This is a genomic window from Rhizobium sp. 'Codium 1' (assembly GCF_020889605.1).
GTDB classification, from domain to species: domain Bacteria; phylum Pseudomonadota; class Alphaproteobacteria; order Rhizobiales; family Rhizobiaceae; genus Allorhizobium; species Allorhizobium algae.
On the sequence record NZ_JAJGPW010000007.1, the window covers coordinates 207,064 to 232,775 of the forward strand.

The 25,712-nt window shown below is 60.4% G+C and carries 39 protein-coding genes and 1 pseudogene; 10 read left to right on the top strand and 30 right to left on the bottom strand.

Translation table 11 applies throughout. The features are described 5' to 3' along the window. Positions 1 to 7: 7 nt before the first annotated feature. Both LJE98_RS17235 and ilvD read right to left on the bottom strand, forming a co-directional pair. Complete coding sequence (locus LJE98_RS17235) at positions 8 to 436, bottom strand: VOC family protein (RefSeq protein ID WP_229576445.1); 429 nt, start codon at positions 434 to 436, stop codon at positions 8 to 10. A 132-nt stretch (positions 437 to 568) separates the two neighbouring features. Continuing rightward, a complete protein-coding gene (ilvD, locus tag LJE98_RS17240; protein WP_229576446.1) occupies positions 569 to 2,404 on the bottom strand; it encodes a dihydroxy-acid dehydratase in 1,836 nt (611 codons plus the stop codon). A 229-nt stretch (positions 2,405 to 2,633) separates the two neighbouring features. Here ilvD and LJE98_RS17245 point away from each other — a divergent pair, with 229 nt between their 5' ends. The 10 genes from LJE98_RS17245 (at position 2,634) to LJE98_RS17290 (ending at position 10,296) form a co-directional block, all read left to right on the top strand. Beyond that, the gene (locus tag LJE98_RS17245; protein WP_229576447.1) at positions 2,634 to 3,239 is read left to right on the top strand and encodes a thermonuclease family protein; all 606 of its coding nucleotides are present in this window, start codon (positions 2,634 to 2,636) and stop codon (positions 3,237 to 3,239) included. 157 nt (positions 3,240 to 3,396) lie between these two features. Next, the gene (msrP, locus tag LJE98_RS17250; RefSeq protein ID WP_229576448.1) at positions 3,397 to 4,347 is read left to right on the top strand and encodes a protein-methionine-sulfoxide reductase catalytic subunit MsrP; all 951 of its coding nucleotides are present in this window, start codon (positions 3,397 to 3,399) and stop codon (positions 4,345 to 4,347) included. Further along, positions 4,347 to 5,000, top strand: coding sequence for a protein-methionine-sulfoxide reductase heme-binding subunit MsrQ (gene msrQ, locus LJE98_RS17255; RefSeq protein ID WP_229576449.1), 654 nt, complete (start codon positions 4,347 to 4,349; stop codon positions 4,998 to 5,000). The genes msrP and msrQ overlap by 1 nt, the downstream gene beginning before the upstream one ends. 38 nt (positions 5,001 to 5,038) lie before the next feature. Next, the gene (locus LJE98_RS17260; protein WP_229576450.1) at positions 5,039 to 5,443 is read left to right on the top strand and encodes a thioredoxin family protein; all 405 of its coding nucleotides are present in this window, start codon (positions 5,039 to 5,041) and stop codon (positions 5,441 to 5,443) included. A gap of 4 nt (positions 5,444 to 5,447) precedes the next feature. Next, on the top strand, positions 5,448 to 6,167 hold the full coding sequence (locus LJE98_RS17265) for a cytochrome c biogenesis CcdA family protein (RefSeq protein WP_229576451.1): 720 nt from the start codon (positions 5,448 to 5,450) through the stop codon (positions 6,165 to 6,167). A gap of 108 nt (positions 6,168 to 6,275) precedes the next feature. Next, a complete protein-coding gene (locus LJE98_RS17270; RefSeq protein WP_229576452.1) occupies positions 6,276 to 7,148 on the top strand; it encodes a DUF817 domain-containing protein in 873 nt (290 codons plus the stop codon). A gap of 112 nt (positions 7,149 to 7,260) precedes the next feature. Beyond that, a complete protein-coding gene (locus LJE98_RS17275) occupies positions 7,261 to 7,698 on the top strand; it encodes a YciI family protein (protein WP_229576453.1) in 438 nt (145 codons plus the stop codon). Between the two features lie 6 nt (positions 7,699 to 7,704). Then, complete coding sequence (locus tag LJE98_RS17280; protein ID WP_229576454.1) at positions 7,705 to 8,133, top strand: VOC family protein; 429 nt, start codon at positions 7,705 to 7,707, stop codon at positions 8,131 to 8,133. Positions 8,134 to 8,167: 34 nt separating this feature from the next. Beyond that, complete coding sequence (locus LJE98_RS17285; RefSeq protein WP_229576455.1) at positions 8,168 to 9,499, top strand: RNA polymerase sigma factor; 1,332 nt, start codon at positions 8,168 to 8,170, stop codon at positions 9,497 to 9,499. A gap of 47 nt (positions 9,500 to 9,546) precedes the next feature. Further along, a complete protein-coding gene (locus LJE98_RS17290) occupies positions 9,547 to 10,296 on the top strand; it encodes a hypothetical protein (RefSeq protein ID WP_229576456.1) in 750 nt (249 codons plus the stop codon). A 97-nt stretch (positions 10,297 to 10,393) separates the two neighbouring features. Here the strand turns inward: LJE98_RS17290 and rplQ are convergent, their stop codons facing one another. The 28 genes and pseudogenes from rplQ to LJE98_RS17430 form a co-directional block, all read right to left on the bottom strand. Then, positions 10,394 to 10,816, bottom strand: a complete 423-nt coding sequence (rplQ, locus tag LJE98_RS17295; RefSeq protein WP_054150978.1) for a 50S ribosomal protein L17 — start codon at positions 10,814 to 10,816, stop codon at positions 10,394 to 10,396. Positions 10,817 to 10,932: 116 nt separating this feature from the next. Then, positions 10,933 to 11,943, bottom strand: coding sequence for a DNA-directed RNA polymerase subunit alpha (locus LJE98_RS17300; protein ID WP_112247662.1), 1,011 nt, complete (start codon positions 11,941 to 11,943; stop codon positions 10,933 to 10,935). A gap of 100 nt (positions 11,944 to 12,043) precedes the next feature. Next, positions 12,044 to 12,433, bottom strand: coding sequence for a 30S ribosomal protein S11 (rpsK, locus tag LJE98_RS17305; protein WP_015915761.1), 390 nt, complete (start codon positions 12,431 to 12,433; stop codon positions 12,044 to 12,046). Between the two features lie 129 nt (positions 12,434 to 12,562). Next, a complete protein-coding gene (gene rpsM, locus LJE98_RS17310; protein WP_229576457.1) occupies positions 12,563 to 12,931 on the bottom strand; it encodes a 30S ribosomal protein S13 in 369 nt (122 codons plus the stop codon). 231 nt (positions 12,932 to 13,162) lie between these two features. After that, entirely contained in the window at positions 13,163 to 13,813 is a 651-nt protein-coding gene (locus LJE98_RS17315) for an adenylate kinase (RefSeq protein ID WP_229576458.1), read from the bottom strand. Beyond that, on the bottom strand, positions 13,810 to 15,150 hold the full coding sequence (gene secY / locus LJE98_RS17320; RefSeq protein WP_229576459.1) for a preprotein translocase subunit SecY: 1,341 nt from the start codon (positions 15,148 to 15,150) through the stop codon (positions 13,810 to 13,812). Before secY ends, LJE98_RS17315 begins: the two co-directional genes overlap by 4 nt. 240 nt (positions 15,151 to 15,390) lie before the next feature. Next, positions 15,391 to 15,870: a 50S ribosomal protein L15 gene (gene rplO, locus LJE98_RS17325; protein ID WP_229576460.1), complete on the bottom strand. Its 480-nt coding sequence runs from the start codon at positions 15,868 to 15,870 to the stop codon at positions 15,391 to 15,393. 16 nt (positions 15,871 to 15,886) lie between these two features. Then, a complete protein-coding gene (gene rpmD, locus LJE98_RS17330; protein ID WP_220328596.1) occupies positions 15,887 to 16,096 on the bottom strand; it encodes a 50S ribosomal protein L30 in 210 nt (69 codons plus the stop codon). Positions 16,097 to 16,110: 14 nt separating this feature from the next. Next, positions 16,111 to 16,680, bottom strand: coding sequence for a 30S ribosomal protein S5 (rpsE, locus tag LJE98_RS17335; RefSeq protein ID WP_229576461.1), 570 nt, complete (start codon positions 16,678 to 16,680; stop codon positions 16,111 to 16,113). A gap of 141 nt (positions 16,681 to 16,821) precedes the next feature. Continuing rightward, positions 16,822 to 17,184 (bottom strand): 50S ribosomal protein L18, encoded by a 363-nt coding sequence (gene rplR / locus LJE98_RS17340; protein WP_229576462.1) that lies wholly within the window; start codon positions 17,182 to 17,184, stop codon positions 16,822 to 16,824. 12 nt (positions 17,185 to 17,196) lie between these two features. Beyond that, positions 17,197 to 17,730 (bottom strand): 50S ribosomal protein L6, encoded by a 534-nt coding sequence (gene rplF / locus LJE98_RS17345; protein WP_229576463.1) that lies wholly within the window; start codon positions 17,728 to 17,730, stop codon positions 17,197 to 17,199. 43 nt (positions 17,731 to 17,773) lie between these two features. Next, positions 17,774 to 18,172, bottom strand: coding sequence for a 30S ribosomal protein S8 (gene rpsH / locus LJE98_RS17350; protein WP_112247650.1), 399 nt, complete (start codon positions 18,170 to 18,172; stop codon positions 17,774 to 17,776). A 12-nt stretch (positions 18,173 to 18,184) separates the two neighbouring features. Next, on the bottom strand, positions 18,185 to 18,490 hold the full coding sequence (rpsN, locus tag LJE98_RS17355) for a 30S ribosomal protein S14 (RefSeq protein WP_229576464.1): 306 nt from the start codon (positions 18,488 to 18,490) through the stop codon (positions 18,185 to 18,187). A gap of 33 nt (positions 18,491 to 18,523) precedes the next feature. Further along, the gene (gene rplE / locus LJE98_RS17360; RefSeq protein ID WP_229576465.1) at positions 18,524 to 19,081 is read right to left on the bottom strand and encodes a 50S ribosomal protein L5; all 558 of its coding nucleotides are present in this window, start codon (positions 19,079 to 19,081) and stop codon (positions 18,524 to 18,526) included. Then, a complete protein-coding gene (gene rplX, locus LJE98_RS17365) occupies positions 19,074 to 19,382 on the bottom strand; it encodes a 50S ribosomal protein L24 (protein WP_076395922.1) in 309 nt (102 codons plus the stop codon). Before rplX ends, rplE begins: the two co-directional genes overlap by 8 nt. A 13-nt stretch (positions 19,383 to 19,395) precedes the next feature. Continuing rightward, the gene (rplN, locus tag LJE98_RS17370) at positions 19,396 to 19,764 is read right to left on the bottom strand and encodes a 50S ribosomal protein L14 (protein WP_006728677.1); all 369 of its coding nucleotides are present in this window, start codon (positions 19,762 to 19,764) and stop codon (positions 19,396 to 19,398) included. Between the two features lie 229 nt (positions 19,765 to 19,993). Next, a complete protein-coding gene (gene rpsQ, locus LJE98_RS17375) occupies positions 19,994 to 20,230 on the bottom strand; it encodes a 30S ribosomal protein S17 (protein ID WP_112247641.1) in 237 nt (78 codons plus the stop codon). 12 nt (positions 20,231 to 20,242) lie between these two features. Next, a complete protein-coding gene (gene rpmC, locus LJE98_RS17380) occupies positions 20,243 to 20,443 on the bottom strand; it encodes a 50S ribosomal protein L29 (protein WP_136558514.1) in 201 nt (66 codons plus the stop codon). Between the two features lie 11 nt (positions 20,444 to 20,454). Then, on the bottom strand, positions 20,455 to 20,868 hold the full coding sequence (gene rplP / locus LJE98_RS17385) for a 50S ribosomal protein L16 (RefSeq protein ID WP_006728680.1): 414 nt from the start codon (positions 20,866 to 20,868) through the stop codon (positions 20,455 to 20,457). A gap of 39 nt (positions 20,869 to 20,907) precedes the next feature. Next, on the bottom strand, positions 20,908 to 21,642 hold the full coding sequence (gene rpsC, locus LJE98_RS17390) for a 30S ribosomal protein S3 (RefSeq protein WP_136558515.1): 735 nt from the start codon (positions 21,640 to 21,642) through the stop codon (positions 20,908 to 20,910). Next, positions 21,642 to 22,031 (bottom strand): 50S ribosomal protein L22, encoded by a 390-nt coding sequence (gene rplV, locus LJE98_RS17395; protein WP_006728682.1) that lies wholly within the window; start codon positions 22,029 to 22,031, stop codon positions 21,642 to 21,644. Before rplV ends, rpsC begins: the two co-directional genes overlap by 1 nt. A 2-nt stretch (positions 22,032 to 22,033) precedes the next feature. After that, positions 22,034 to 22,312: a 30S ribosomal protein S19 gene (rpsS, locus tag LJE98_RS17400; RefSeq protein WP_102019766.1), complete on the bottom strand. Its 279-nt coding sequence runs from the start codon at positions 22,310 to 22,312 to the stop codon at positions 22,034 to 22,036. A 15-nt stretch (positions 22,313 to 22,327) separates the two neighbouring features. Next, complete coding sequence (gene rplB / locus LJE98_RS17405; protein WP_229576466.1) at positions 22,328 to 23,164, bottom strand: 50S ribosomal protein L2; 837 nt, start codon at positions 23,162 to 23,164, stop codon at positions 22,328 to 22,330. A 17-nt stretch (positions 23,165 to 23,181) separates the two neighbouring features. After that, positions 23,182 to 23,475 carry a 50S ribosomal protein L23 gene (locus LJE98_RS17410; protein WP_006728685.1) on the bottom strand — a complete coding sequence of 98 codons (294 nt, stop codon included), beginning with the start codon at positions 23,473 to 23,475 and terminating at the stop codon, positions 23,182 to 23,184. Beyond that, positions 23,472 to 24,092 carry a 50S ribosomal protein L4 gene (gene rplD, locus LJE98_RS17415; protein WP_229576467.1) on the bottom strand — a complete coding sequence of 207 codons (621 nt, stop codon included), beginning with the start codon at positions 24,090 to 24,092 and terminating at the stop codon, positions 23,472 to 23,474. Before rplD ends, LJE98_RS17410 begins: the two co-directional genes overlap by 4 nt. 13 nt (positions 24,093 to 24,105) lie before the next feature. Further along, on the bottom strand, positions 24,106 to 24,744 hold the full coding sequence (gene rplC / locus LJE98_RS17420) for a 50S ribosomal protein L3 (protein WP_229576468.1): 639 nt from the start codon (positions 24,742 to 24,744) through the stop codon (positions 24,106 to 24,108). Between the two features lie 173 nt (positions 24,745 to 24,917). Next, on the bottom strand, positions 24,918 to 25,226 hold the full coding sequence (gene rpsJ / locus LJE98_RS17425) for a 30S ribosomal protein S10 (protein ID WP_009109911.1): 309 nt from the start codon (positions 25,224 to 25,226) through the stop codon (positions 24,918 to 24,920). Positions 25,227 to 25,601: 375 nt separating this feature from the next. Continuing rightward, positions 25,602 to 25,712 (bottom strand): annotated as a pseudogene (locus tag LJE98_RS17430) (elongation factor Tu); the annotation flags it as partial.

Consider the following 25,712-nt stretch of genomic DNA (forward strand, 5'->3'; position numbering starts at 1 on the left):
CCAGACGTCAGCCCCGGCCGTCTGGATATTCGGCCGGGCCCTTGATCTCGATCGTATTGCCGAAAGGATCCTTCACGTAAAAGGAATGGCCCATGCCCCGGGCGCCGCCATGCATAGCCTCGCGCTCGATCGCGACGCCGTGGCGGCCAAGATGCGCCCGCAATTCGTCATGATCGAAGGGGCCGGTCGCGATGCAGACATGGTCGACATTGCGACCGCCTGCGACCGGCGGGGCTGCCTTGTGGCCGCCGGGATGGGTGATGTCCCAGAGCACGATCAGGGCGCTTCCGCACCAGACCTGTTCCATGCCGAGCGCGGGATAGGTGTAGCCCGGGCGGCAACCGAGAACGTCGTGATAGAAGCGGATCGCCTTTTCCATGTCGTCAACGATGAAGACGACGTGATCGATGCCGACCAGGCTGAAAGGGACGGTCATGACGGTTCCTGAAAGTATGGGAATTCAGGTGGGTCGGGCGGCTGATGGGATCAGTGTTCCCGGCAGGCAGCGGAGTCTTGAGACAGGCGAGACCGGAGGCGAAGGACCGCCTCCGGTCGGAACTTTCAAAGCTTATTCCGGCAACTGGCGCACGGCACCCTTGTCGGCGGACGAGGCGAAGGCGGCATAGGCCTTGAGCGCCGTCGTGACGTTGCGCTTGCGCTTTTCGGCCGGGAACCAGCCCTTGGCGTCCTGCTCGGCGCGGCGGCGTTCCAGTTCGGCCGGATCGACGACGAGGTTGATCGTGCGGTTCGGGATGTCGATGTCGATCATGTCGCCCTCACGCACGAGGCCGATGGCGCCGCCCTGGGCTGCTTCCGGCGAGGCGTGGCCGATCGAGAGGCCCGAGGTGCCGCCCGAAAAGCGGCCGTCGGTGATCAGCGCGCAGACCTTGCCGAGGCCTTTCGACTTCAGATAGCTCGTCGGATAGAGCATTTCCTGCATGCCGGGGCCGCCCTTCGGGCCTTCGTAACGGATGACGACGACGTCGCCAGCCTTCACCTCGTTCGAGAGGATCGCCTTGACCGAGGCGTCCTGGCTTTCGAACACGCGGGCCGGCCCCTTGAACTTCAGGATCGATTCATCGACGCCAGCGGTCTTCACGATGCAGCCGTCGAGCGCGATGTTGCCCTTGAGGACGGCCAGACCGCCATCCTTGGAGAAGGGATGCTCGACGGAGCGGATGACACCCTTTTCGCCGTCGGTGTCGAGATCGTCCCAGCGCGAAGCCTGCGAGAAGGCCTGAGTGGTGCGGACACCGCCCGGAGCGGCCTTGAAGAAGTCACGCACGGTTTCGGAATTGGTGCGGGTGATGTCCCAGCGGTCGATGGCGTGACCAATGGATTCGGCATGCACGGTCGGGCAGTCGCGATTGATCAGGCCGCCGCGGTCGAGTTCGCCGAGGATGCGCATGATGCCGCCGGCGCGGTGGACGTCTTCCATATGCACATCCTGCTTGGCGGGCGCTACCTTGGACAGGCAGGGCACCCTGCGCGACAGGCGATCGATATCGTCCATGGTGAAATCGATGCCGCCTTCATGGGCAGCCGCCAGGATGTGCAGGACCGTGTTGGTCGAGCCGCCCATGGCGATGTCGAGGGCCATGGCATTTTCGAAGGCAGCCTTGGACGCGACGTTGCGCGGCAGAACGCTTTCGTCGTCCTGCTCATAGTAGCGGCGGGCGATATCGACGATCAGGTGTCCAGCCTCGACGAAGAGGCGCTTGCGATCGGCATGGGTCGCAAGCGTCGAACCGTTGCCCGGCAGCGAGAGGCCGAGCGCTTCGGTCAGGCAGTTCATCGAATTGGCGGTGAACATGCCCGAGCAGGAGCCGCAGGTCGGACAGGCGTTCTTCTCGATCTCGTCGACATCGGCGTCGGAGATATTGTCGTCAGCAGCCGCGACCATGGCATCGACGAGGTCGAGCGCGACCTTGCGGCCCTGCAGGATCGCCTTGCCGGCCTCCATCGGACCACCGGAAACGAAGACGGCAGGGATGTTGAGGCGCATGGCGGCCGAGAGCATGCCGGGGGTGATCTTGTCGCAGTTGGAGATGCAGACCATGGCGTCGGCGCAGTGGGCGTTGACCATGTATTCGACCGAGTCGGAGATGATCTCGCGCGAAGGCAGCGAATAGAGCATGCCGTCATGGCCCATGGCGATGCCGTCGTCGACGGCGATGGTGTTGAACTCCTTGGCCACACCGCCGGCTGCTTCGATTTCACGCGCGACGAGCTGGCCGAGATCCTTCAGGTGCACGTGACCGGGCACGAACTGGGTGAAGGAATTGACGACCGCGATGATCGGCTTGCCGAAATCGCCGTCCTTCATGCCGGTCGCGCGCCAGAGGCCGCGGGCACCGGCCATGTTGCGGCCGTGGGTGGTGGTTCTCGAACGATAGACGGGCATGGGTGTCACCTCGATGGCTGTTCGCCGCCAAGCCTGCACCCTCGGCGCCGGGGCAAGGCGGCCATTTTTGGAACTGGTCTAAGCCAAGCCTTGCCGCCTGTCACTAGCATCAGGCGGCATTTCGGTACGCTTCCAGGATGCGCGAACCCCGATTTCATTCGCATTTTAGTGATCGGATTAAGCCTGGGGAAATCTGTGTTTACTAGAGTTTAGCGCGGAAGGAGGCGTCATGATGACCCGCAAACCTGCCCGCGTGCTCCTGCTGAAAGATGCCCGCCAGAAGCTCAATCCCGAGCCTTCGCCGCACTTCAATCCGTTTGCCGCGCTCTATCGCATGCGGCGCGTGCTGATGGTCGCGCTCCTCGCGACATTGACCGTCATTCATTTCGAAAAGCTTCCCTATTCCTACCTGGTTGTGCCAGCCGGCAACAAGCTGATCGACTATGGGATCACCGGTGCCGTCGCGCCCCGTCCCGAGCCGATCGAGGGGCGCTTCGTCACCTGCACCGGCGCGCAGCGGATCAATTGCGTCGTCGATGGTGACACCTTCTGGTACCGGGCGGTGAAATACCGGATCTCGGATATCAACACGCCGGAGATCGGGCGCCCGCAATGCGAGACCGAACGGCGACTGGGGCTCGAGGCGCAAGTGGCGCTGCTGGAGAACCTGAATGGCGGAGGGCTCACCATGGAGCGGCGGGAGCGGCGCGACGTCGACCAATATGGCCGCAAGCTTCGCGTGGTGCTCCAGGATGGCCGCTCCGTCGGCGACGACCTGATCGCTCGGGGGCTCGCGCATCGCTGGAACGGACACAAGCTGAACTGGTGCGGCTGAACTCCGTCGGCGAAAATGGTGATCTCTTACAGGTCGGCCGCGCACGCGAGCTACACGAAATTGTTCCCGCCGGGTATCTTTCCGGCAGCGTGAAACTCTGTTCTCTTTCGCGTCGTCTCCTATTTACAGAGACACAGAGAGTTCGACGAGGTTCGCCATGCCCCATTACCATCCGCCGAAGATCGCCAGTTCCGAGATTACCCCGAAGTCGCTCTACATGAGGCGGCGCGAATTCATCGGCGCGGCGGCCGGCGGCTTTACGGCCATGGCTCTCGGCTCTCAGGCGCTGGCGGCACCACTTGCGGCAAAGCCGAGCATCTACAAGCTCGACGAGAAGCTGACGTCGAAGGAAGACGTGACGACCTACAACAATTTCTACGAGTTCGGGACGGGCAAGGATGATCCGGCACGCAATGCGGGCTCGCTGAACACACGGCCCTGGACCATCGAAATCGATGGACTGGTCGGAAAGCCGCAGGTGATCGACATCGAGACGATCATGAAGGAAATCCCGATGGAAGAGCGCGTCTACCGGATGCGCTGCGTCGAGGCATGGTCGATGGTGATCCCATGGATCGGCTTCCCGATCTCTGCCATCCTCGACAGGGTCGAGCCGCTCGGCTCGGCAAAATATGTTGCCTTCGAAACCCTCGTCCGGCCTGAGGAAATGCAAGGTCAGGCGGGCCTCTTCCAGGCACTGGAATGGCCCTATGTCGAAGGGTTGAGGCTGGATGAGGCGCGCCATCCGCTCGCGATCCTTGCAACCGGCCTCTATGGTGAAACCCTGCCGAACCAGAACGGTGCGCCGATCCGTCTGGTCGTGCCGTGGAAATACGGCTTCAAGGGCATCAAGTCGATCGTCAAGATCACGCTCACCGAGCAGGAGCCGCCATCGACCTGGAACAGGCTGCAGCCGTCTGAATATGGCTTCTATGCCAATGTGAATCCCGAGGTCGATCATCCGCGCTGGAGCCAGGCGACCGAACGACGGATCGGCGAGGCCGACGGCCTGTTCGGTGGCGCGCGCATCAATACGCTGCCGTTCAACGGCTATGCCGACGAGGTGGCAAGCCTTTACGACGGCATGGACCTCGCGAAGTTCTTCTGATGGCCTCGCTCGCCTTGCCCGCCCTGCCCGCGCTACCCAAACGCTATCGCCCGGCCTCCGTCTGGGCACTCTATGCGGTCGGGCTGCTACCCGGGCTCTATGCCTTCTATCTCGGGATTTTCGGGGGGCTGGGGGCAGACCCCGTGCGCGCCTTCGAACATCTGCTGGGCCTCTGGGCGCTCAGATTCGTCTGTCTTGGGCTCACGGTGACGCCGCTCAGGGATCTGTTCGGCATTAATCTCATTGCCTATCGGCGCGCACTCGGTCTTCTTGCCTTCTATTACGTGCTGGCGCATTTCGCCGTCTATCTGACGCTGGACCGGGGCCTGATCCTGTCGTCGATCGCCGGCGACATCCTGAAGCGGCCCTATATCATGCTCGGCATGGCGGGACTTCTGATGCTGATCCCGCTGGCGCTGACGTCGAACCAGTGGTCGATCCGCAGGCTGGGTCAGCGCTGGAACATGCTGCACAAGCTGGTCTATCCCGTGCTGCTGGTCGCGATCCTGCATTATGCATTGTCGCTGAAGGTGATCGATCCTGAGGCCGCCTTCTACATTGCCGTGACAATCATACTGCTCGGCTACCGGCTCATCCGGCCGAAGATCATGGAGCGGCGGCGGGCAAAGCGCATGACGGCGCCGCGGACCTGACCACGCCAACGACATCAAACACAAAAGGGGTGAATGCGATGACAAGACACCTGAAGACATGGAGTGCGGCGCTTGCAGGTGTCGTGATGCTGGCCACGGCGGGGGTTGCCGGTGCGATCGAGATCGCGCCCTTCGAGGCATCGGCCTTCGAGACCGCCAAGGCGGAGGGCAAATCGGTGGTGGTCGACGTGACGGCCAGCTGGTGCAGCACGTGTCGGGCACAGACCAAGATCATCGATACGCTGGCCGGCAAACCGGAATACAAGGACATCCTCGTCCTCAAGGTCGACTACGACAAGCAGAAGGACGAGATGCGCAGTCTCGGGGCGCAAAATCGCTCGACGCTGATCGCCTTCAAGGGCGCAGAAGAGAGGGGCCGCAGCGTGGCAGACACAAACCCCGCCTCGGTCGAAAAACTCTTCACCTCGGCGCTGGGGCAATAGAGCGATGCTGAGCAGCGCTCTGCTCGCCTTTCTCGCGGGCCTTTTGTCCCTGCTCAATCCGTGCACGCTGCCGCTCATTCCGATTGTACTTGGCACGGCGATCAATCGGCATCGATACGGTCCCGTCGCTCTGGCGGCGGGGCTGACGATCTCGTTTGTCGGAATCGGGTTGTTCGTCGCGCTTGTCGGCTTCTCGGTCGGCCTCGACTTCAGCCTCTTCAGGATGGTGGCCGGGATCGTGATGATCCTTTTCGGCGCCGTGCTCCTCGTGCCGATCGCTCAACACCGGATGGCCGCCGCCACGGGGCCGGTCGCCGCCTGGTCTCAGGCACACTTCGGTCAGTTCGATGACAAGGGCATCAAGGGGCAGTTTCTCGTCGGCCTGCTGCTCGGAGCCGTCTGGAGCCCCTGTGTCGGACCGACACTCGGCGCCGCGTCCCTGATGGCGGCCCGCGGCGAAAACCTCCTGCAGGTAACCGGGACGATGATCGCGTTCGGTGTCGGTGCCGCCCTGCCGTTGCTGGTGATCGGCATGCTGTCGCGCGAGGCGCTCGCGCGGTCGCGGCATCGCCTGCTGACGGTCGGACAAGCCGGCAAGAGCCTGATGGGTGGCTTGCTGGTCATCACGGGTGCCCTTGTCGTCTCCGGCTTCGACAAGAGCATCGAAATCTGGCTGCTCGACATTGCGCCGACCTGGATGATCGACCTGACCACGCGGATCTAGTCTCAGGTCTTCCGCCAGCGTCTGCGAAGTGACGTCGATGCCTTGATTTCGTCCATGGCCGCCGAGTAGTGAGGTTGCAACGGATTGCAACAGCGTAGGCGGTCGGCGATGGCACTGGTGGCAGATGGACGAAACGGCCTCCTCAGCGCACTCGACCGCCGGCTGATCGACCAGACACCCTCTCCCGCGCTCACCGGCTTTCGGCGCTTCGTCATCGAATTTTTGTTCTTCGGCATCAAGGAGGCGCGGGCCTGCCTGTTTGCCGGTCTGTTCTTCCTCTCCATATTCGTCGTTCCGCGCGCTGGCGTCTTCGGCATTCCCCGCTATGACGTCCTGCTGATCATTGCGCTTGCCATCCAGGTCTGGATGGTCTGGACAAAGCTTGAGACGACGGACGAGTTGAAGGCGATCTGCCTGTTCCATGTCGTCGGCTTCGTGCTCGAGGCGTTCAAGACCGCAGGTGCCAATCCGTCGTGGTCCTATCAGGACTTTGCCTATACGAAGCTCTTCGGCGTGCCCCTGTTTTCCGGCTTCATGTATGCGGCGGTCGGCAGCTACATCATCCAGGCCTGGCGGCTGTTCGACCTGCGCATCCGTCATCACCCGCCCTACTGGATGGCCATCGGCGTGGCGCTTGCCATCTATCTAAATTTTTTCACTCACCACTATATCGGCGACTATCGCTGGTATCTGGCGGCGCTCGCCATCGGCCTTTATGCCCGCACGACGGTCACCTTCCGCCCCTTCGACCGGGACCGCCAGATGCCGATGCTGCTCTCCTTCATCCTGATCGGCTTCTTTATCTGGGTGGCGGAGAACATCTCCACCTTCTTCGCCATCTGGCACTATCCCAACCAGCTCGGCGCCTGGTCGACCGTGCATCTGGGCAAATGGAGTTCCTGGACGCTGCTGGTCATGATGACCTTCACCATCGTCGCGTCCCTCAAGCATATCCGCTCGACAATCCATATTCCGAAGTGACTTGTGGCGCTTGCCGACAAAATTTCTCGCAGGCCGTGTCGAAATGGGTTTACCTCATTCGTTGGGGAGGCAGGATCGCGGGTGCGGTCCGGACAAAGAGAGGAGTGACGACATGCGTGTAATGGTGATGGTGAAGGCCACGGAAGACAGCGAAGAGGGCATCATGCCCCCGGCCAAGCTGTTCGAGGACATGGGCAAGTTCAACGAGGAACTGGTGCAGGCCGGCATCATGATGTCCGGCGACGGATTGAAACCGTCGAAGATGGGCAAGCGCGTCGCCTTCGACGGTGCGGACCGCCGGGTGATCGACGGCCCCTTTGCCGAGACCCGGGAACTGGTCGCCGGCTACTGGATCTGGGAGGTGAAGGACATGGACGAAGCTGTCGCCTGGGTGAAGCGCTGCCCGAACCCGATGATGGGACCGAGCGAGATCGAGATCCGCCCCTTCTACGAGATGGAGGATTTTGCCGAAATCGCGACGCCCGAGGGGCAGGCAAGCCATGACCGCGCGGCCGAAGGTCTCGCCGCCCAGCTCAACGCGAAGGGCTGAGACGCGATGAGCAAGATGATCTTCATCAACCTGCCGGTGACCGATCTCGATGCCTCGACACGCTTCTACGAGGCGCTGGGGGCAAGCCGGAACCCGCAATTTTCCAATGAGAATGCAGCCTGCATGATGCTGTGCGACACGATCGGCGTGATGATCCTGACGCATGGCTACTACCGGACCTTCACCAGCCGGACCATTGCGGACGCCAGGGCAACCAGCCAGATGCTGCTGGCGCTGACCGTCGAGGCGCGTGCGGATGTCGACCGCATGGTAGGCGCTGGAGTGACCGCAGGCGGGCGGGCCGACCCGAACCCGCCGCAGGATCACGGCTTCATGTGGAGCCGATCGGTGGAGGACCCCGACGGGCATGTCTGGGAGATCTTCTGGATGGACCCGGCAGCCGCTGCCGGCGACACGACCGGTGTCGACGCCTGAGGTTCATTCCTCCCAGGTTGACCACCCCGGGAACGTGTCCATACTCCGGCTCATGACACGAGACGGACAGGCGGTCGCGCCCTCCGCCCGTCCGCATGGCGACGGCGCGGAGGCAGCGGCTCGGGATATTGAGGCGATCTATCGCATGGAGCGGGTCCGGCTGGTTGCCGGCCTCGCAAAACATGTTGGCGACATCAGCCTGGCGGAAGAGCTGGCGCAGGAAGCGCTGGTTTCAGCGCTTGCGTCCTGGCCAGACACCGGCACGCCGCCCAATCCCGGCGCCTGGCTGATGACGACCGCCAAGCGGCGGGCGGTCGATCTCTGGCGCCGGCGCCAGATGATGGCGCGGCACGAAGCCTCGCTTGCCCATGACATCGAAACCGGGCGCGTGGACGCGCATGCGGCCGTGGAGGCCTCGCTCGATGACGAGATCGGCGACGAGCGACTGTCGCTCATCTTCACCGCATGCCATCCCCTGCTCTCGCGCGACCAGCGCACGGCGCTGACGCTGAAGGTCATCGGCGGGCTGACGACGGAGGAAATCGCCCGGGCCTTTCTCACTCCTGAGACCACGGTGGCACAGCGGATCGTGAGGGCAAAGAAAGCGCTCAGGGATGCCGATGTCGGTTTCGAGGTCCCGCTCGGGGACGAACGCGACGCCCGCCTCGCCTCGGTGCTGGAGGTGATCTACCTGATCTTCAACGAGGGTTATGCCGCAAGCCGCGGCGAGGATCTGATCCGACCGCAGCTCTGCCAGGAGGCGATGCGGCTTGGGCGCATCCTGGTCGGGCTCGCCCCTGACGAGCCGGAGGCGCATGCTCTGCTGGCCCTGATGGAGTTGCAGGCCTCGCGCTTCAAGGCGCGGGTGGCAGCCGATGGCAGCGCACTGACGCTTGAGACGCAAAACCGGCGCCTGTGGGACCGCTTGCTGATCCAGCGCGGGATGGAGGGGCTGGCGACGGTGAACCATCTCGGTGGTGAAGACGGGATCTATGCGCTGCAGGCGGCGCTGGCGGCCGTGCATGCGCGAGCGGCGCGGTACGAGGACACGGACTGGGCGACGAGCGCTGCGCTGTACGACCGGCTGCTGGCGCGGGTGCCCTCACCAGTCGTCGCACTCAACCGGGCGGTGGCGCATACGATGGCTTTTGGGCCGGAGGTGGGGCTGGCTTTGCTGGCGGCAATCGAGGGCAAGCCGCAACTTGCGACCTATCCGCCGCTTCATGCCGCGAAGGGGGATTTTCTGTTTCGGCTCGGACGTAGGGCAGAGGCGCGGGCCGAATTCATGCAGGCGGCCGCGTTCAGTGGCAATGAGACTGAAAGAACGTTTTTATCGGAACGTGCTAAAACCTGTATCACAACCTGAACGACAGGCTTACGTTGCCATCGTGTCGCTGCAGGAGGGAGAAGCAAGTGGCAATCGATAGACCTTTTAGGAGAACCGTTCGTCAATTCGCTGACGGTGACTACACCGAAGAAGGACGGTGGCGCTACATACGACATCCAAAATTCTGCACCGAGCCAGAGCATTACATTCGAGCGTTTGAACTTATCCAGAAAGACCTATTCGAAATATTTGATTACATCGAGCCGGACGATGAAAATCTTAAGACGTATTCATTTCGCATACATGAGCTCTTCATCAGAAGCTGCATCGAACTAGAAGCCAATTTCAAGGCTATCCTCAAAGAGAACGAGTACCAGAAGGCGGGGACCTGGAATATAAACGACTATAGAAAGATTGAGGCATCTCATTTCTTGTCGCAGTACGAAGTGAAGTTGCCGCTGTGGCGGACCGGAACCAAGGTGCTAGCGCCATTCCACGATTGGACCTCAAACGGCAAACCTACTTGGTACCAAGAGTATCACGCTGCCAAACATGATCGTCACGCGTCGTTTTCAAATGCCAACTTCGACAACTTGCTCCATTCTGTTGCGGGCCTAGTCGTGGTGCTGCACGCCCAATTCCTCGACGGCCCTTTTGAAACGCAGGGACAGCTCGAAATCTCCCTTGGACCCAGCGACGGCTATGAAAAAGCAATCGGCGGATACTTTAAAGTCAAGCTCCCGACAAACATACCGCCTGCTGAACGGTACGGCTTTACGTGGCAATTGCTCGAACCCCTTGCGGACCCTTTCGTTGACTTCCCATATCCCATTTGAATTGAACCGGCAGGATTGAGGGGAACCCCCGCCAGAACGCAAAAAGCCGGGTGATCGCTCACCCGGCTTTTTCATCTTTCCCTTACGGGCAAGAACCTTACGCTGCTTCAGCTTCGGCTTCAGCGGCGACGCGGGCCTTGTCGGCTGCGCCCTTGGCATCGACGTCGCGCTCGACGAACTCGATGACGGCCATGGCAGCGTTGTCGCCCTGGCGGAAACCGGCCTTCATGATGCGCAGGTAGCCGCCGTTACGGGTGGCGTAACGCGTCGCGATGGCGTCGAACAGCTTGGCAACCACGGTGACGTCGCGGATCTGCGAGATCGCCTGACGGCGAGCATGCAGGTCGCCGCGCTTGCCGAGGGTGACGAGCTTTTCGACGATCGGGCGAATTTCCTTCGCCTTCGGCAGGGTGGTGACGATCTGCTCATGCAGGATGAGCGAAGCCGCCATGTTGGCGAACATCGCCTTGCGGTGGCTGGCGGTACGGTTCAGCTTGCGGCCGGCTTTCTGGTGGCGCATTGCTATTCTCCTTTGAGTGCAGGCTCTGTCTCAGAGGCTGCCGTTTCCTGACACATACGGACATTCGCCCGCAGTTTGACGGGGAAAGGCAGGCTTAGAGGCTGCCTTCACTGTTATTAATACTGGTCTTCGTAACGCTTCGCGAGATCTTCGATGTTCTCGGGCGGCCATGCCGGTACTTCCATACCGAGGTGCAGGCCCATGGAAGCGAGAACTTCCTTGATTTCGTTGAGCGACTTGCGACCGAAGTTCGGCGTGCGCAGCATTTCTGCCTCGGTCTTCTGGATCAGATCGCCGATGTAGACAATGTTGTCGTTCTTCAGGCAGTTCGCCGAACGGACCGAAAGCTCCAGTTCGTCGACCTTCTTGAGCAGCGCCGGATTGAAGGCGAGTTCGGTGACCGACTCTTCTTCAACTTCCTTCTGCGGCTCGTCGAAGTTGACGAAGACGCCGAGCTGGTCCTGGAGAATGCGGGCCGCAAAAGCGACTGCATCTTCACCGGTGACCGAACCATCGGTTTCGATGGTCATCAGCAGCTTGTCATAGTCGAGAACCTGTCCTTCGCGGGTGTTTTCCACCTTGTAGGACACTTTCTTGACCGGCGAGTAGAGGCTGTCGACCGGGATGAGACCGATTGGAGCATCTTCCGCGCGGTTGCGCTCGGCCGGGACGTAACCCTTGCCGTTGTTGACCGTGAACTCCATGCGGATCTCGGCACCTTCGTCGAGGGTGCAGATGACATGGTTGGGGTTCAGGATCTCGATGTCGCCGACCGTCTGGATGTCACCGGCGGTTACAACGCCCGGACCCTGCTTGCGGACAACCATGCGCTTGGCATCGTCGCCGTCCATCTTGATAGCGATTTCCTTGATGTTCAGGACGATGTCGGTGACATCTTCGCGAACGCCCGGGATAGACGAGAACTCGTGCAGAACGCCGTCGATCTGGACAGCCGTGACGGCTGCACCCCGAAGCGACGACAGGAGAACGCGACGCAGGGCGTTGCCGAGCGTCAGACCGAAGCCACGCTCAAGCGGCTCGGCGACGAGGTTCACCTTGGTGCGGCCGGAGGAGGAAAACTCCACCTTGTTCGGCTTGATCAGTTCCTGCCAATTCTTCTGAATCATGATTTTACCTTCCGTTCGCCATCACCATTCAATCGTGACGGCCGAATATGAGAAGCACCGGCTAGGCGCGCAAACACCTGGCCGGCAAAACGAAGAACGATCAAACGCGACGCTTCTTGCGCGGACGGCAGCCATTGTGCGGGATCGGCGTCACGTCGCGGATGGACGTGATCATAAAGCCGGCAGCCTGGAGGGCGCGCAGAGCGGATTCACGACCCGAACCCGGACCGCAGACTTCCACTTCGAGAGACTTCATGCCGTGTTCCTGAGCCTTCTTGGCGCAGTCTTCAGCAGCGATCTGGGCTGCGAACGGGGTCGACTTGCGCGAACCCTTGAAGCCCTTGGCACCAGCAGACGACCAGGCAATCGCGTTGCCCTGTGCGTCGGTGATGGTGATCATCGTGTTGTTGAAGGTCGAGTTAACGTGGGCAACGCCCGACGAGATGTTCTTGCGTTCGCGACGGCGGACGCGTGTGGCTTCCTTGGCCATGGTCTTCCTTTCAGTTGATCTAAGCACCGCCGTAGTTCCAGCGGCTACACCAATCGAGGCAATAGGATTTAGGCAGTGAGCGGTAGCTCCCTACCGCCGACTGCCCTCATCCAAAATGCCGCGAAAAAATTACTTCTTCTTACCAGCGATCGCCTTCGCCGGACCCTTGCGGGTGCGGGCGTTGGTGTGCGTGCGCTGACCGCGAACCGGCAGACCACGACGATGGCGCAGGCCACGGTAGCAGCCGAGATCCATCAAACGCTTGATGTTCATCGCGGTATCGCGACGCAGGTCGCCTTCGACCTGGTAATCGCGGTCGATGGTTTCGCGGATCTGGAGCACTTCAGCGTCGGTCAGCTGATGAACGCGCTTCTCGGCCGGAAGACCGACCTTCTCCATGATTTCCTTTGCGAACTTCGGTCCAATCCCGTGAATATAGGTCAGCGCGATGATTACGCGCTTCGCAGTCGGGATGTTGACGCCAGCGATACGTGCCACGCCTATTCTCCTTGCTTCCAGTTGCCATCCGGCAAGTGGTGTCTCGTTACACGGCCCAGATGGACCGCAATTACAATTCGGGTTCACGACAAACCAAAACGATCGAACCCGGTCTCCCAGCGTTTTGGAAGAACGCGCCGATCGCAGACATGTCGCGAGTTGGCGCGGTCTTTAACGGAATCGATCGACAAAAGCAACCGATCCCGCGAAGATTCTTGGATTCCGCCGGCTTCAGAGCTTGGCGAAAATGGCTTCGATCTCGCCGGTTACGGCATCGATCTCTCCCATGCCGTCGACCGAATGCAGCTTACCCTTGGCGTGGTAATAGCCGATCAGCGGCGAGGTTTCCTTGTAGTAGGCCTGCAGACGGGTGCGGACCGTATCGCGGTTGTCATCCGGACGACGCTTGAAATGCGTCGAGCCGCACTTGTCACAGACGCCTTCAACCTTCGGCTTCAGGTTCTCGTCGTGATAGCCGGCACCGCAGTTGGCGCAGGTGTAACGGCCGGCGATTCGCTCAGCCAGAATCTCGTCGTCGACGCGGATTTCGATCACCGCCGTCAGGTCGAGATTCTTGCCTTTCAGCATGGACTCGGTGGCATCCGCCTGGACCAAGGTCCGAGGGAAACCATCAAGAATAAAGCCATTGGCACAGTCGGGCGCATCGATGCGCTCGGAGACGATGGCGATGACGATGTCGTCCGAGACCAGCTTGCCGGCGTCCATGACAGCCTTGGCGCGCTTGCCGACCTCCGTGCCCGCCGAAACGGCTGCACGGAGCATGTCACCGGTGGAAAGCTGCGGAATGCCGTGCTTCTCAACGATCCGCTGGGCCTGGGTTCCCTTACCCGCGCCCGGCGGTCCTAACAGAATCAGTCTCATCGTCCCCTCTTTCCTCCACGTAACTTCGACTTCTTGATCAGCCCCTCATACTGCTGGGCGATCAGATGTCCCTGAACCTGTGCTACAGTATCAAGGGTCACGCTGACAACAATCAAAAGCGAAGTACCACCAAGGGCTAATGGGATCCCGGTGCGTGCGATGAGGATTTCAGGCAGGACGCAGACGAAGACGAGGTAGATCGCGCCGACCACCGTGATGCGGGTCAGAACGTAGTCGATATACTCAGCTGTGCGGTCACCGGGGCGGATGCCGGGAATGAAGCCGCCATGCTTCTTCAGATTGTCGGCCGTATCCTTCGGGTTGAAGACGATGGCCGTGTAGAAGAAGGCGAAGAAAGCGATCAAGGCCGCATAGAGCATCATATAGACCGGGTGTCCGTGCTGCAGCGCGGCGATCACGGTCGTTGCCCAGCCCGGAAGCTGACTGTTGCCGGCGAAACCTGCAGCCGTTGCAGGCAGAAGCAGCAGCGACGAGGCGAAGATTGCCGGAATGACACCCGCAGTGTTGAGCTTCAGCGGCAGATGCGACGTGTCGCCCTGGAACATGCGGTTGCCGACCTGGCGCTTCGGATACTGGATCAGAAGGCGACGCTGGGCACGCTCGACGAAGACGATCAGCGCGATGACGCCAATTGCCACAACGATGACGGCCAGGATGAGCAGGGTCGAGAGCGCGCCGGTACGGCCGAGCTCAAGAGTGTGTGCCACGGCTGTCGGCAGGCCGGCCGCGATGCCGGCGAAGATGATCAGCGAAATGCCGTTGCCGATACCACGCGAGGTGATCTGTTCACCCAGCCACATCAGGAACATGGTGCCGCCAAGCAGGGTCAGCACGGTCGAAATACGGAAGAACCAGCCCGGATCGGCCACGATGCCCTGGCCCGTTTCGAGACCGACGGCGATGCCATAGGCCTGGAGGGCACCCAGAAGCACAGTGCCGTAGCGCGTGTACTGATTGATGATCTTGCGCCCCTGCTCGCCCTCTTTCTTGAGTTGCTCGAGGGTGGGCACGACCGACGTCATCAGCTGCACGATGATCGACGCGGAGATATAGGGCATGATGCCCAGCGCAAAGATCGCCATGCGCTCGACTGCACCGCCGGCAAACATGTTGAAAAGTCCGAGGATGCCACCCGACTGCCCCTGGAAGGCGGCGGCATAGGCCTCCGGATTGAGGCCAGGCAGCGGAATATGCGTGCCGAGGCGATAAACCAGCAATGCGGCCAGAGTGAACCACAGACGCTTCTTCAGATCTTCCGCCTTGGCGAAAGTCGAGAAGTTGAGGTTCGAGGCCAGTTGTTCCGCTGCAGAAGCCATAGAATTCTCCGCAAACCCAGACCGGTGGCGGCGCTACGCCGGAACCGGAGGCTCTTTAATCAAACTGCTTTTTCAGAAAACAGGGCGCGGGAGAAGTTGCCGAGCAACCGCATGCCTCACACCCTTGTTTTCCAGATGACCCGGAAGACGAAACAACGTCCATTCCGTCCTGGGATCGTGAGGCTCACATATGGGAGCAAAATCGCCCGGTGTGAAGCACCCCGGGCGATTGTCTTTCACTTATTCAGCGGCTTCCTTGGCTGTTTCGAGCAGCTTGATGGAACCACCGGCCTTTTCGATCTTCTCGACGGCTGCCTTGGAGGCGCCGGCGACTTCGATCGTCAGCTTAGCCTTGAGTTCGCCACCCGACAGGACGCGAACACCGTCCTTGACGCGACGAATCACGCCGGCTGCCTTGAGCGATGCGGCATCGACAGTCGCCTTGGCGTCCAGCTTGCCAGCATCGATCGCGGTCTGGATACGGCCGACCGAAACGGTCACGTAGTCCGAGGCGAAGATGTTGTTGAAGCCGCGCTTCGGCAGACGACGGTAGATAGGCATCTGACCGCCTTCGAAGCCGTTGATGGCGACGCCCGAACGAGCCTTCTGACCCTTCACGCCGCGACCGCCGGTCTTGCCCTTGCCAGAGCCGATGCCGCGACCTACGCGGATACGGTCCTTGGAGGAGCCTTCGTTGTCTTTGATTTCATTCAGTTTCATGATGACTTCCCCCGTCTCACTTCTCGTCGACGACGCGAACGAGATGCTGGACAGCACGGATCATGCCACGAACGGAAGGCGTATCTTCCAGGGTGCGGACCCGGTGCATCTTGTTGAGGCCCAGACCAACCAGCGTTGCGCGCTGGATAGCCGGACGGCGAATAGGCGAGCCGATCTGTTCGACCGTGATCGTCTTTGCTTCAGTCTTCTTCGTAGCCTTGGCCATGGGTCAGACTCCTCTTATTCTTCAGCTGCGTTGCCGGAGGCAGCGCGGCGAGCCTGGAGGGTGGCATATTTCAGGCCACGCTGAGCTGCCACATCCTTCGGATGCACCTGATGCTTCAGGGCGTCGAACGTGGCGCGAACCATGTTGTACGGGTTCGACGAACCGGTCGACTTGGCGACAACGTCGGACATGCCGAGCGTTTCGAAGACGGCGCGCATCGGACCACCGGCGATGATGCCGGTACCAGCCTTGGCGGAGCGCAGCAGAACCTTGCCGGCGCCGTGACGGCCGTTGACGTCATGATGGAGCGTACGGCCATCACGCAGGGGAACGAAAATCAATTCGCGCTTGGCAGCTTCAGTGGCCTTGCGGATGGCTTCCGGCACTTCACGTGCCTTGCCATGACCGAAACCTACACGACCCTTCTGGTCGCCGACGACGACGAGGGCTGCGAAGCCGAAACGACGGCCGCCCTTGACGACCTTAGCGACGCGGTTGATCGCGACCAGCTTGTCGACGAACTCGCTATCGCGCTCTTCACGGTTCTGGCGATCATCGCGCGAACCACGCTTTTCTTGTGCCATTGTCCTTTTCCTTTTTCTTTTCCGGGTGCAATCGGCAGATTACGCAAAGTTCCACCCTGCCCTGTCGGGTCAAGGTGGAATCCGGTGTGACCGGCTATAAGCCGGAAATCCGCCCGAACACAAGCTCGGGCGGAAACTTGATCAGAAGGTCAGACCACCTTCGCGGGCGGCTTCTGCCAGGGCCTTGATACGGCCATGATAGATGAAGGCGCCGCGGTCGAAGACAACTTCCTTGACGCCGGCCTTGGTCGCGCGCTCGGCAACCAGCTTGCCAACGGCAGCAGCTGCTGCTGTGTCGGCGCCGGTCTTGAGCTCGGCCTTCAGGCCACCATCGAGGGTCGAAGCAGCCGCAAGGGTCTTGCCAGCGACGTCGTCGATGATCTGAGCGTAGATGTTCTTCGAAGAGCGATGTACCGACAGACGCGGACGGCCATTTGCCACCGCCTTGATCTGACGCCGTACGCGGTTCGCACGGCGAACAAGTGCTTCTTTTCTGCTTGCCATTTCGCGCGTTCCTTACTTCTTCTTGCCTTCTTTGCGGACGATCCGCTCTTCGGCATACTTGACGCCCTTGCCCTTGTAGGGCTCCGGACCGCGATATTCGCGGATCTCGGCGGCAACCTGGCCGACCTGCTGCTTGTTGATGCCGGACACGATGATTTCGGTCGGCTTCGGAACAGCGATGGAAATGCCGACCGGCGGCTCATAGACGACGTCGTGGCTGAAGCCGAGCGCGAGCTGCAGGTTCTTGCCCTGAAGCGACGCACGGTAACCAACGCCGTTGATTTCGAGCTTGCGCTCGTAACCGTCCTTAACACCCTTCAGGATGTTCTCGATCATCGTGCGGGACATGCCCCACTTCGACCGAGCGTCCTTGGAGTCGCTGTTCGGCTGGACGACAACGGCGTTGTCTTCGAGCTTCACGGAGATTTCGTCGTTTGCGACGAAGAAAAGTTCACCCTTCGGACCCTTGACGGAGACCTTCTGGCCTTCGACAGAGGCGGTCACACCAGCCGGAACCGGAACGGGCTTCTTACCGATACGAGACATAGTTTTTATCCTGTCTGTTCGCTATGGAGATCCCCTGCCCGTCTTAGAAGACGGAGCAGAGTACCTCACCACCAACGTTCTGTTCGCGAGCCTGGTGATCGGCCATCACACCCTTCGGAGTCGAAAGGATGGTGATGCCGAGGCCGTTCGCGACCTGCGGGATGGACTTGACCGAGACATAAACTCGGCGGCCCGGCTTGGATACGCGGCCGATTTCGCGGATGACCGAAGCACCTTCGTAGTACTTCAGTTCAATCGTGATTTCGGACTTGCCATTGCCGTAGTCGGTCTGGCTGTAGCCACGGATGTAACCTTCGGCCTGCAGAACGTCGAGAACGCGGGCACGGAGATTGGAAGCCGGAGTGGAGACGGAGCTCTTGCGGCGAGCCGCGCCATTCCGGATACGGGTGAGCATATCGCCCAACGGATCAGTCATCGTCATATTGCCGTCTCCTTACCAGCTCGACTTCACAACGCCCGGCACCTTGCCGGTGTTGCCAAGCTCGCGAAGCGCGATACGCGACATTCCAAGCTTGCGATAGAACGCACGCGGACGACCGGTGACTTCGCAACGGTTGCGAATACGGGTCTTGGAGCCATCGCGTGGCAGTTCTGCCAGCTTCAGGGTGGCCTTGAACCGCTCTTCAATCGAAAGAGACTGGTTCATGATGATTGCCTTCAAGCCGGCACGCTTCGTCGCCTGGCTCGCTGCAATCTTGCGGCGGCGCTTGTTCTTTTCAACTGCGCTTGTCTTCGCCATATGGAAGTTCCTCTTCTACGCTCGTCGTTACGGTTATGTACGGAACGGGAAGTTGAACTCTTTCAAGAGAGCCCGTGCTTCGTCGTCCGTCGGCGCCGTCGTGCAAACGATGATGTCCATGCCCCACATCTGATCAACCTTGTCGTAGTTGATCTCAGGGAACACAATGTGCTCCTTGATGCCCATGGCGAAGTTGCCACGGCCGTCAAAGCTCTTCGGGTTCAGGCCCCGGAAGTCGCGAACGCGCGGAAGCGCGATGTTGATCAGGCGGTCCATGAATTCATACATGCGGGCGCCACGAAGAGTAACCTTCGCACCGATCGGCATGAATTCGCGAACCTTGAAGCCTGCGATCGAGTTGCGCGCCTTGGTGATGACCGGCTTCTGACCGGCAATCGCGGCCAGGTCGGCAGCAGCCACGGAGGGCTTCTTCGAATCGGCTGTGGCTTCGCCAACACCCATGTTGATGACGATCTTGTCCAGCTTGGGGATCATCATGCCGTTGGCGTAGGAGAACTGCTCCTGCATCGCTGCGCGAATGCGGGAAACGTATTCAGCCTTGAGCCGCGGCTCGTACTTGGATTCAGCCATCGATCACATCTCCCGAACGCTTCGCTACACGCACCTTCTTGCCGTCGACGACGGAGAAACCAACGCGGGTCGGCTTGCCGTCCTTGCCGACGATGGCAATGTTGGACAGGTGAATGGAAGCTTCCTTATTGATGATGCCGGCTTCCTGCGTCTGAGACTGACGCTGGTGGCGCTTCACCATGTTGATACCACGCACGAGTGCGCGATCTTCTTTCGGCATTACCTGCAGGACTTCGCCAGTACGGCCCTTGTCCTTGCCGGCGAGTACGACAACGCTGTCGCCTTTGCGGATCTTGTTCATCGCTTCCCGCTCCTTACAGTACTTCTGGAGCCAGCGAGATGATCTTCATGTGGTTCTTGGCGCGAAGTTCGCGCGGAACCGGTCCGAAGATACGGGTGCCGATCGGCTCTTTCTTGTTGTCGATGAGAACGGCTGCGTTGTTATCGAAACGAATAACGCTGCCGTCGGCGCGACGGATGTCCTTGGCGGTGCGCACGACAACCGCCTTCATCACGTCACCCTTCTTCACGCGGCCGCGCGGGATCGCTTCCTTGATCGAAACGACGATGATGTCGCCGATGGAAGCGTACTTGCGCTTGGAGCCGCCCAGCACCTTGATGCACATGACACGACGTGCGCCGGAATTATCCGCGACGTCGAGGTTAGTCTGCATCTGAATCATGTCAGGTCGCCTTCTTGTTGTAACCCGAACGGTTGGGCCTGGGCCCCCTATTCCGGCTTATGATAAATTTCAATTGTGCGCGGGAAGACAAATACAGGGTGGTTTCCCATAAGGGACCTTCCGTGCGCTCAAAGCAAAAGAACGCTCGATTCCGAGCGTTCTCAGCCAGTGGCCTGCTTCATACAGAATTCTGCGCAAGGTGCAAGCCCTTGCGCAGCAAGTCCGTAAATTAAGCCTGGGCGGCAATCACCGTCCAGCACTTGTCCTTGGAGATCGGGGCGCATTCCTGGATGGAAACAACGTCACCGGTCTTGAACTGATTGTTCTCGTCATGAGCCTTGTACTTCTTGGACCGGCGAACGGTCTTCTGAAGCAAAGGGTGGGCGAATCGACGCTCAACGCGAACAACAATTGTCTTGTCGTTCTTATCGCTGACAACTACGCCCTGCAGAATGCGTTTCGGCATATTTCTCGGTCCTTAGGCCTTGGCTTCTGCCGCCTTCTGGCGGGCAATGGTTTTCACGCGTGCGATATCGCGACGGACTTCCTGAATGCGGGAAGACTTCTCAAGCTGGCCAGTGGCCTTCTGGAAGCGCAGGTTGAACTGCTCCTTCTTCAGCTTCGCAAGCTCGTCGTTCAGCTGGTCAGCGCTCATGGCGCGTACGTCTGTGGCTTTCATCGACATGATCCTCACTCTGCAATGCGCTGTACGAAGCGCGTCGTGACAGAGAGCTTGGCGGAACCGAGGCGAAGTGCCTCGCGCGCGATCTCTTCCGAAACGCCGTCGATCTCGAACATGATACGGCCGGGCTTGACCTTGCATGCCCAGTATTCGACCGAACCCTTACCCTTACCCATACGAACTTCGGTCGGCTTTGCCGTGACCGGAACGTCAGGGAATACGCGGATCCACACGCGACCAGCACGCTTCATATAGCGGGTGATCGCACGACGGGCGGCTTCAATTTCGCGAGCGTTCACGCGGTTCGGTTCCAGAGCCTTCAGGCCGAATTCACCGAATGCCAGATCAAAACCGCCCTTGGCGACGCCCTTGATGCGGCCCTTGAATTGCTTGCGGTACTTTGTACGCTTTGGCTGCAACATTTTCTTACTTCTCCGAGCTTATCTTTCGCCAGCGTTCAATCAAGCGTTCTCGCGGCGACGGTCGCCACGATCACCGCGGTCACCCCGGCTTGCCGGACCCTGGGCATCGCCCTCGAGCTGACGACGTTCAGACGCCATCGGATCGTGCTCGAGAATTTCGCCCTTGAAGATCCAGACCTTGACGCCGCAAATGCCATAGGCAGTTGCCGCTTCGGACGTGCCGTAGTCGATGTCGGCGCGCAGGGTGTGGAGCGGAACGCGGCCTTCGCGGTACCATTCGGTACGCGCGATTTCAGCACCGCCGAGACGGCCGGCGCAGGTGATCTTGATGCCTTCGGCACCCAGACGCATGGCCGACTGAACGGCGCGCTTCATGGCGCGACGGAAAGCGATACGACGCTCAAGCTGCTGGGTGATCGACTGTGCAACGAGCGTTGCGTCGACTTCCGGCTTGCGCACTTCAACGATGTTGAGGTGCGTTTCCGAGTTCGTCATCGTCGAGATCTTCTTGCGAAGCTTCTCGATGTCTGCACCCTTCTTGCCGATGATCAGACCCGGGCGAGCCGAGTGGATCGTGACGCGGCACTTCTTGTGCGGACGCTCGATGACGACCTTGGCGATGCCGGCCTGCTTCAGCTCGCTCATCAGGTAGGCGCGGATCTTCAGGTCTTCGTGCAGAAGCTTGCCATATTCGGCATTGTCTGCAAACCAGCGGCTATCCCAGGTGCGGTTGATACCGAGGCGGAAGCCGATCGGATTGATTTTCTGACCCATTATGCGGCCTCCCCTTTGGCTTCGACTTCACGCACCACGATGGTCAGGTGCGAGAACGGCTTTTCGATGCGCGATGCGCGGCCGCGGCCACGAGCGTGGAAACGCTTCATGGTGATCGACTTGCCAACATAGGCCTCGGCGACGACCAGCTGGTCGACGTCGAGATCATGGTTGTTTTCAGCGTTGGCGATCGCAGACTCGAGCGTCTTGCGAACGGTGCCGGCGATACGCTTGCGGGAGAATTCCAGCTCAGCGAGAGCGCGCTCGACCTTCTTGCCGCGGATGAGCGCGGCAACCAGGTTGAGCTTCTGGGGGCTGACGCGGATCGTGCGGGCGACTGCCTGCGCTTCGTTGTCCTTGAGCCGGCGTTCGGTTTTTGCCTTGCCCATCGTTACTTCCTCTTCGCCTTCTTGTCCGCACCGTGACCGTAATAGGTCCGGGTGGGAGCGAACTCACCGAACTTGTGGCCGACCATGTCTTCGTTGACAGAGACGGGCACATGCTTGCTGCCGTTGTAGACGCCGAAGGTGAGACCCACGAACTGCGGCAGGATGGTGGAGCGACGGCTCCACATCTTGATCACTTCATTGCGGCCTGTCTCGCGAACCTTCTCAGCCTTCTTGAGAAGATAGCCGTCGACGAACGGGCCTTTCCATACTGAACGAGCCATTTCTGACTACCTCTCTTACTTCTTCTTCAGGTGGCGCGAGCGCATGATGAACTTGTCGGTCGACTTGTTCGAGCGAGTCCGCTTGCCCTTGGTCGGCTTGCCCCAAGGGGAAACCGGGTGGCGACCACCGGAGGTGCGGCCTTCACCACCACCGTGCGGGTGGTCGACCGGGTTCATGACGACACCGCGGTTATGCGGGGTCTTGCCGCGCCAACGGGTACGACCGGCCTTGCCGTCGTTCGTGTTGCCGTGGTCAGGATTGGAGACCGCGCCGATCGTGGCGAGGCACGAGCCCGGGACGAGACGCTGCTCGCCAGAGTTCAGGCGCAGGATCGCCATGCCGGCATCGCGGCCGACGAGCTGGACATAGGTGCCAGCCGAACGAGCGATCTGGCCGCCCTTGCCGGGCTTCATCTCGACGTTGTGAACGATCGAACCGACCGGGATGTACTGCAGCGGCATGGAGTTGCCGGGCTTCACGTCAACGGCCTTTTCAGACGCGATGACCTTGTCGCCGGCAGCGATGCGCTGCGGTGCCAGGATGTAGGCCTGCTCGCCGTCGGCATAGGTGACGAGAGCGATGAAGGCCGAACGGTTCGGGTCGTATTCCAGGCGCTCGACAGTCCCTTCGACGTCGAACTTGCGACGCTTGAAGTCAACCAGACGATAGGTGCGCTTGTGACCACCACCGATGAAGCGAGCAGTGATGCGGCCGTAGTTGTTACGGCCACCGCTCTTGGAGAGACCTTCCGTCAGCGCCTTGACCGGCTTGCCCTTCCAGAGGCCAGAGCGGTCGACGATGACCAGCTGACGCTGGCTGGGGGTCGTCGGATTGTAGCTTTTCAATGCCATTGTTCTTGTTCCCTACCTCAGACGCCCGTCGACACGTCGATGGACTGACCTTCGGCAAGCGTCACGACGGCTTTCTTGACGTCCTTCTGCTTGCCGGCGAAGCCGCGGAAACGCTTGGTCTTGCCCTTGCGGACGAGCGTATTGACGGCAGTAACCTTGACGCCGAAGAGGGCTTCTACAGCAGCCTTGATCTCAGGCTTGCTCGCACCCTTGGCGACGTTGAAGACAACCTGGTTAAACTCAGACACCATGGTCGACTTTTCCGTGATCGACGGAGATACGATCACGTCGTAATGGCGAAGATCCGTCATTTGAACCGCTCCTCCAGAGCTTCCACAGCAGCCTTGGAAAGCACGAGCTTGCCACGACGCAGGATGTCATAAACGTTGATGCCCTGAACCGGGAGAACATCTATGTTCGGGATGTTCGAAGCGGCGAGCTTGAAATTGCTGTCGATTTCGGCGCCGCCGATCACGAGAGCATTGGTGAGGCCGAGCGAAGCGAAGCTACCAACGAGCGCCTTGGTCTTGGCTTCAGCCGCAACCAGGTTGTCGATGATGATCAGGTCGTCCGACTTCAGCTTGGCAGACAGGGCGTGACGCAGAGCGAGTGCACGAACCTTCTTCGGCAGGTCATGGGCGTGGCTGCGAACAACCGGACCATGAGCCTTACCACCGCCGCGGAACTGCGGAGCGCGGGCCGAATGGTGACGAGCACGACCGGTGCCCTTCTGCTTGTACATCTTCGAACCGGTGCGGGAAACTTCCGAACGGCCCTTGGTCTTGTGCGTGCCCTGGCGCTTCTTGGCCAGCTGGTAGCGGATCATGCGCGAGATCAGGTCTTCGCGGGGATCCAGACCAAAGATTTCGTCCGACAGAGAAAGCTTGCCGGCGTCTTTGCCCTCGAGGGTCTTGACGTTCAATTCCATGTGCTTGGCTCCCTTACTTCGCCGACTTGACGGCGTCGCGGACGATGATCCAGGAACCCTTGGAACCGGGAACGGCGCCCTTCACAAGGATGAGACCACGATCTTCATCGGTCGAAACGACTTCGAGGTTCTGGGTGGTGACGCGCGTCTGGCCCATGTGACCAGCCATGCGCTTGCCCTTCCAGACCTTGCCCGGATCCTGGTTCGAACCGGTCGAACCATGCGAACGGTGCGACACGGAGACACCGTGGGTAGCGCGGAGACCACCGAAGTTGTGGCGCTTCATGGCACCGGCAAAACCCTTACCGATCGTCGTGCCCGTAACGTCGACCAGCTGGCCGGCTTCAAAATGGCTCGCGGTCAGCTGTGCGCCGACATCGATGAGGTTGTCTTCGGAAACGCGGAATTCGACGAGCTTGGCCTTGGGCTCAACGCTCGCAGCGGCGAAGTGACCGCGCAGGCCCTTCGTCGTGTTCTTCACCTTCGACGTACCGGCACCGAGCTGAAGCGCGACATAGCCGTTCTTGTCGGCCGTACGCTGAGCCACGACCTGTACGTTATCCAGACGCAGAACTGTTACCGGGATATGTTCGCCGGCGTCGTTATAGACGCGGGTCATTCCCACTTTCTGTGCAATCACACCTGAACGCATTGGTTCATTCCTCTTGAGAGTCGCGGACGGGATCTCGCGATCCTGACCTTTCCTCTTTGTTTAAGGATTCCACTCAGGCCCTTCCGAACCATCGGGTTTCCCGTTTCGAGAAGTCGTTGGCAGGTCTTGCCACGTACCTTCCTTGTTATTACGGCTCTCGCCGGAATTCCTTCTTAGAGCTTGATCTCGACGTCCACGCCAGCAGCCAGGTCGAGCTTCATCAGCGCGTCCACGGTCTGCGGGGTCGGGTCTACGATGTCGAGCAGGCGCTTATGCGTGCGCATTTCAAACTGTTCGCGGCTCTTCTTGTCGACGTGAGGCGAACGGTTGACGGTAAATTTTTCAATGCGGGTCGGGAGCGGAACCGGGCCGCGAACGCTTGCACCGGTGCGCTTGGCGGTCTGCACGATCTCCCGTGTGGAGGCATCGAGAACCCGGTGATCAAACGCCTTGAGGCGGATGCGGATATTCTGGCCGTTCATTCGACTTGTCCTTGTTTCTTTTCTTGCGTCCCGCATACGCAGAGACAGTGAATTACCATGACTGGCCGGCCCCAAATTTTCAAAAATCACAGGAACACCACTGCGGCCCTGTCACTCTTTCTCGTCATCAGGAGCCCTGCCGAACTCGACCCGTCGCCAGGTCGCGAAATCTGCAGCGCTTAGAACCGCCGGTGCAAATCACCGTACGATTCTGATCGTGGCCGGCGACATACACCGCAAACGGCCGTTCGTCAATGCGCCCAGCCGGACGAATTGGCGACATGCGCGCGGTCTGCATGGCTGGTTTGCACCAACCGGCAGACGGAAACGAAAAGCGGCCTCGGACGCTGAGCCCGAGGCCGCTCACTCAATGGCTTACTCGATGATCGAGGCGACGATGCCGGCGCCAACGGTACGGCCGCCTTCGCGGATCGCGAAGCGCAGCTTTTCTTCCATCGCGATCGGAACGATCAGCTCAACCTGAAC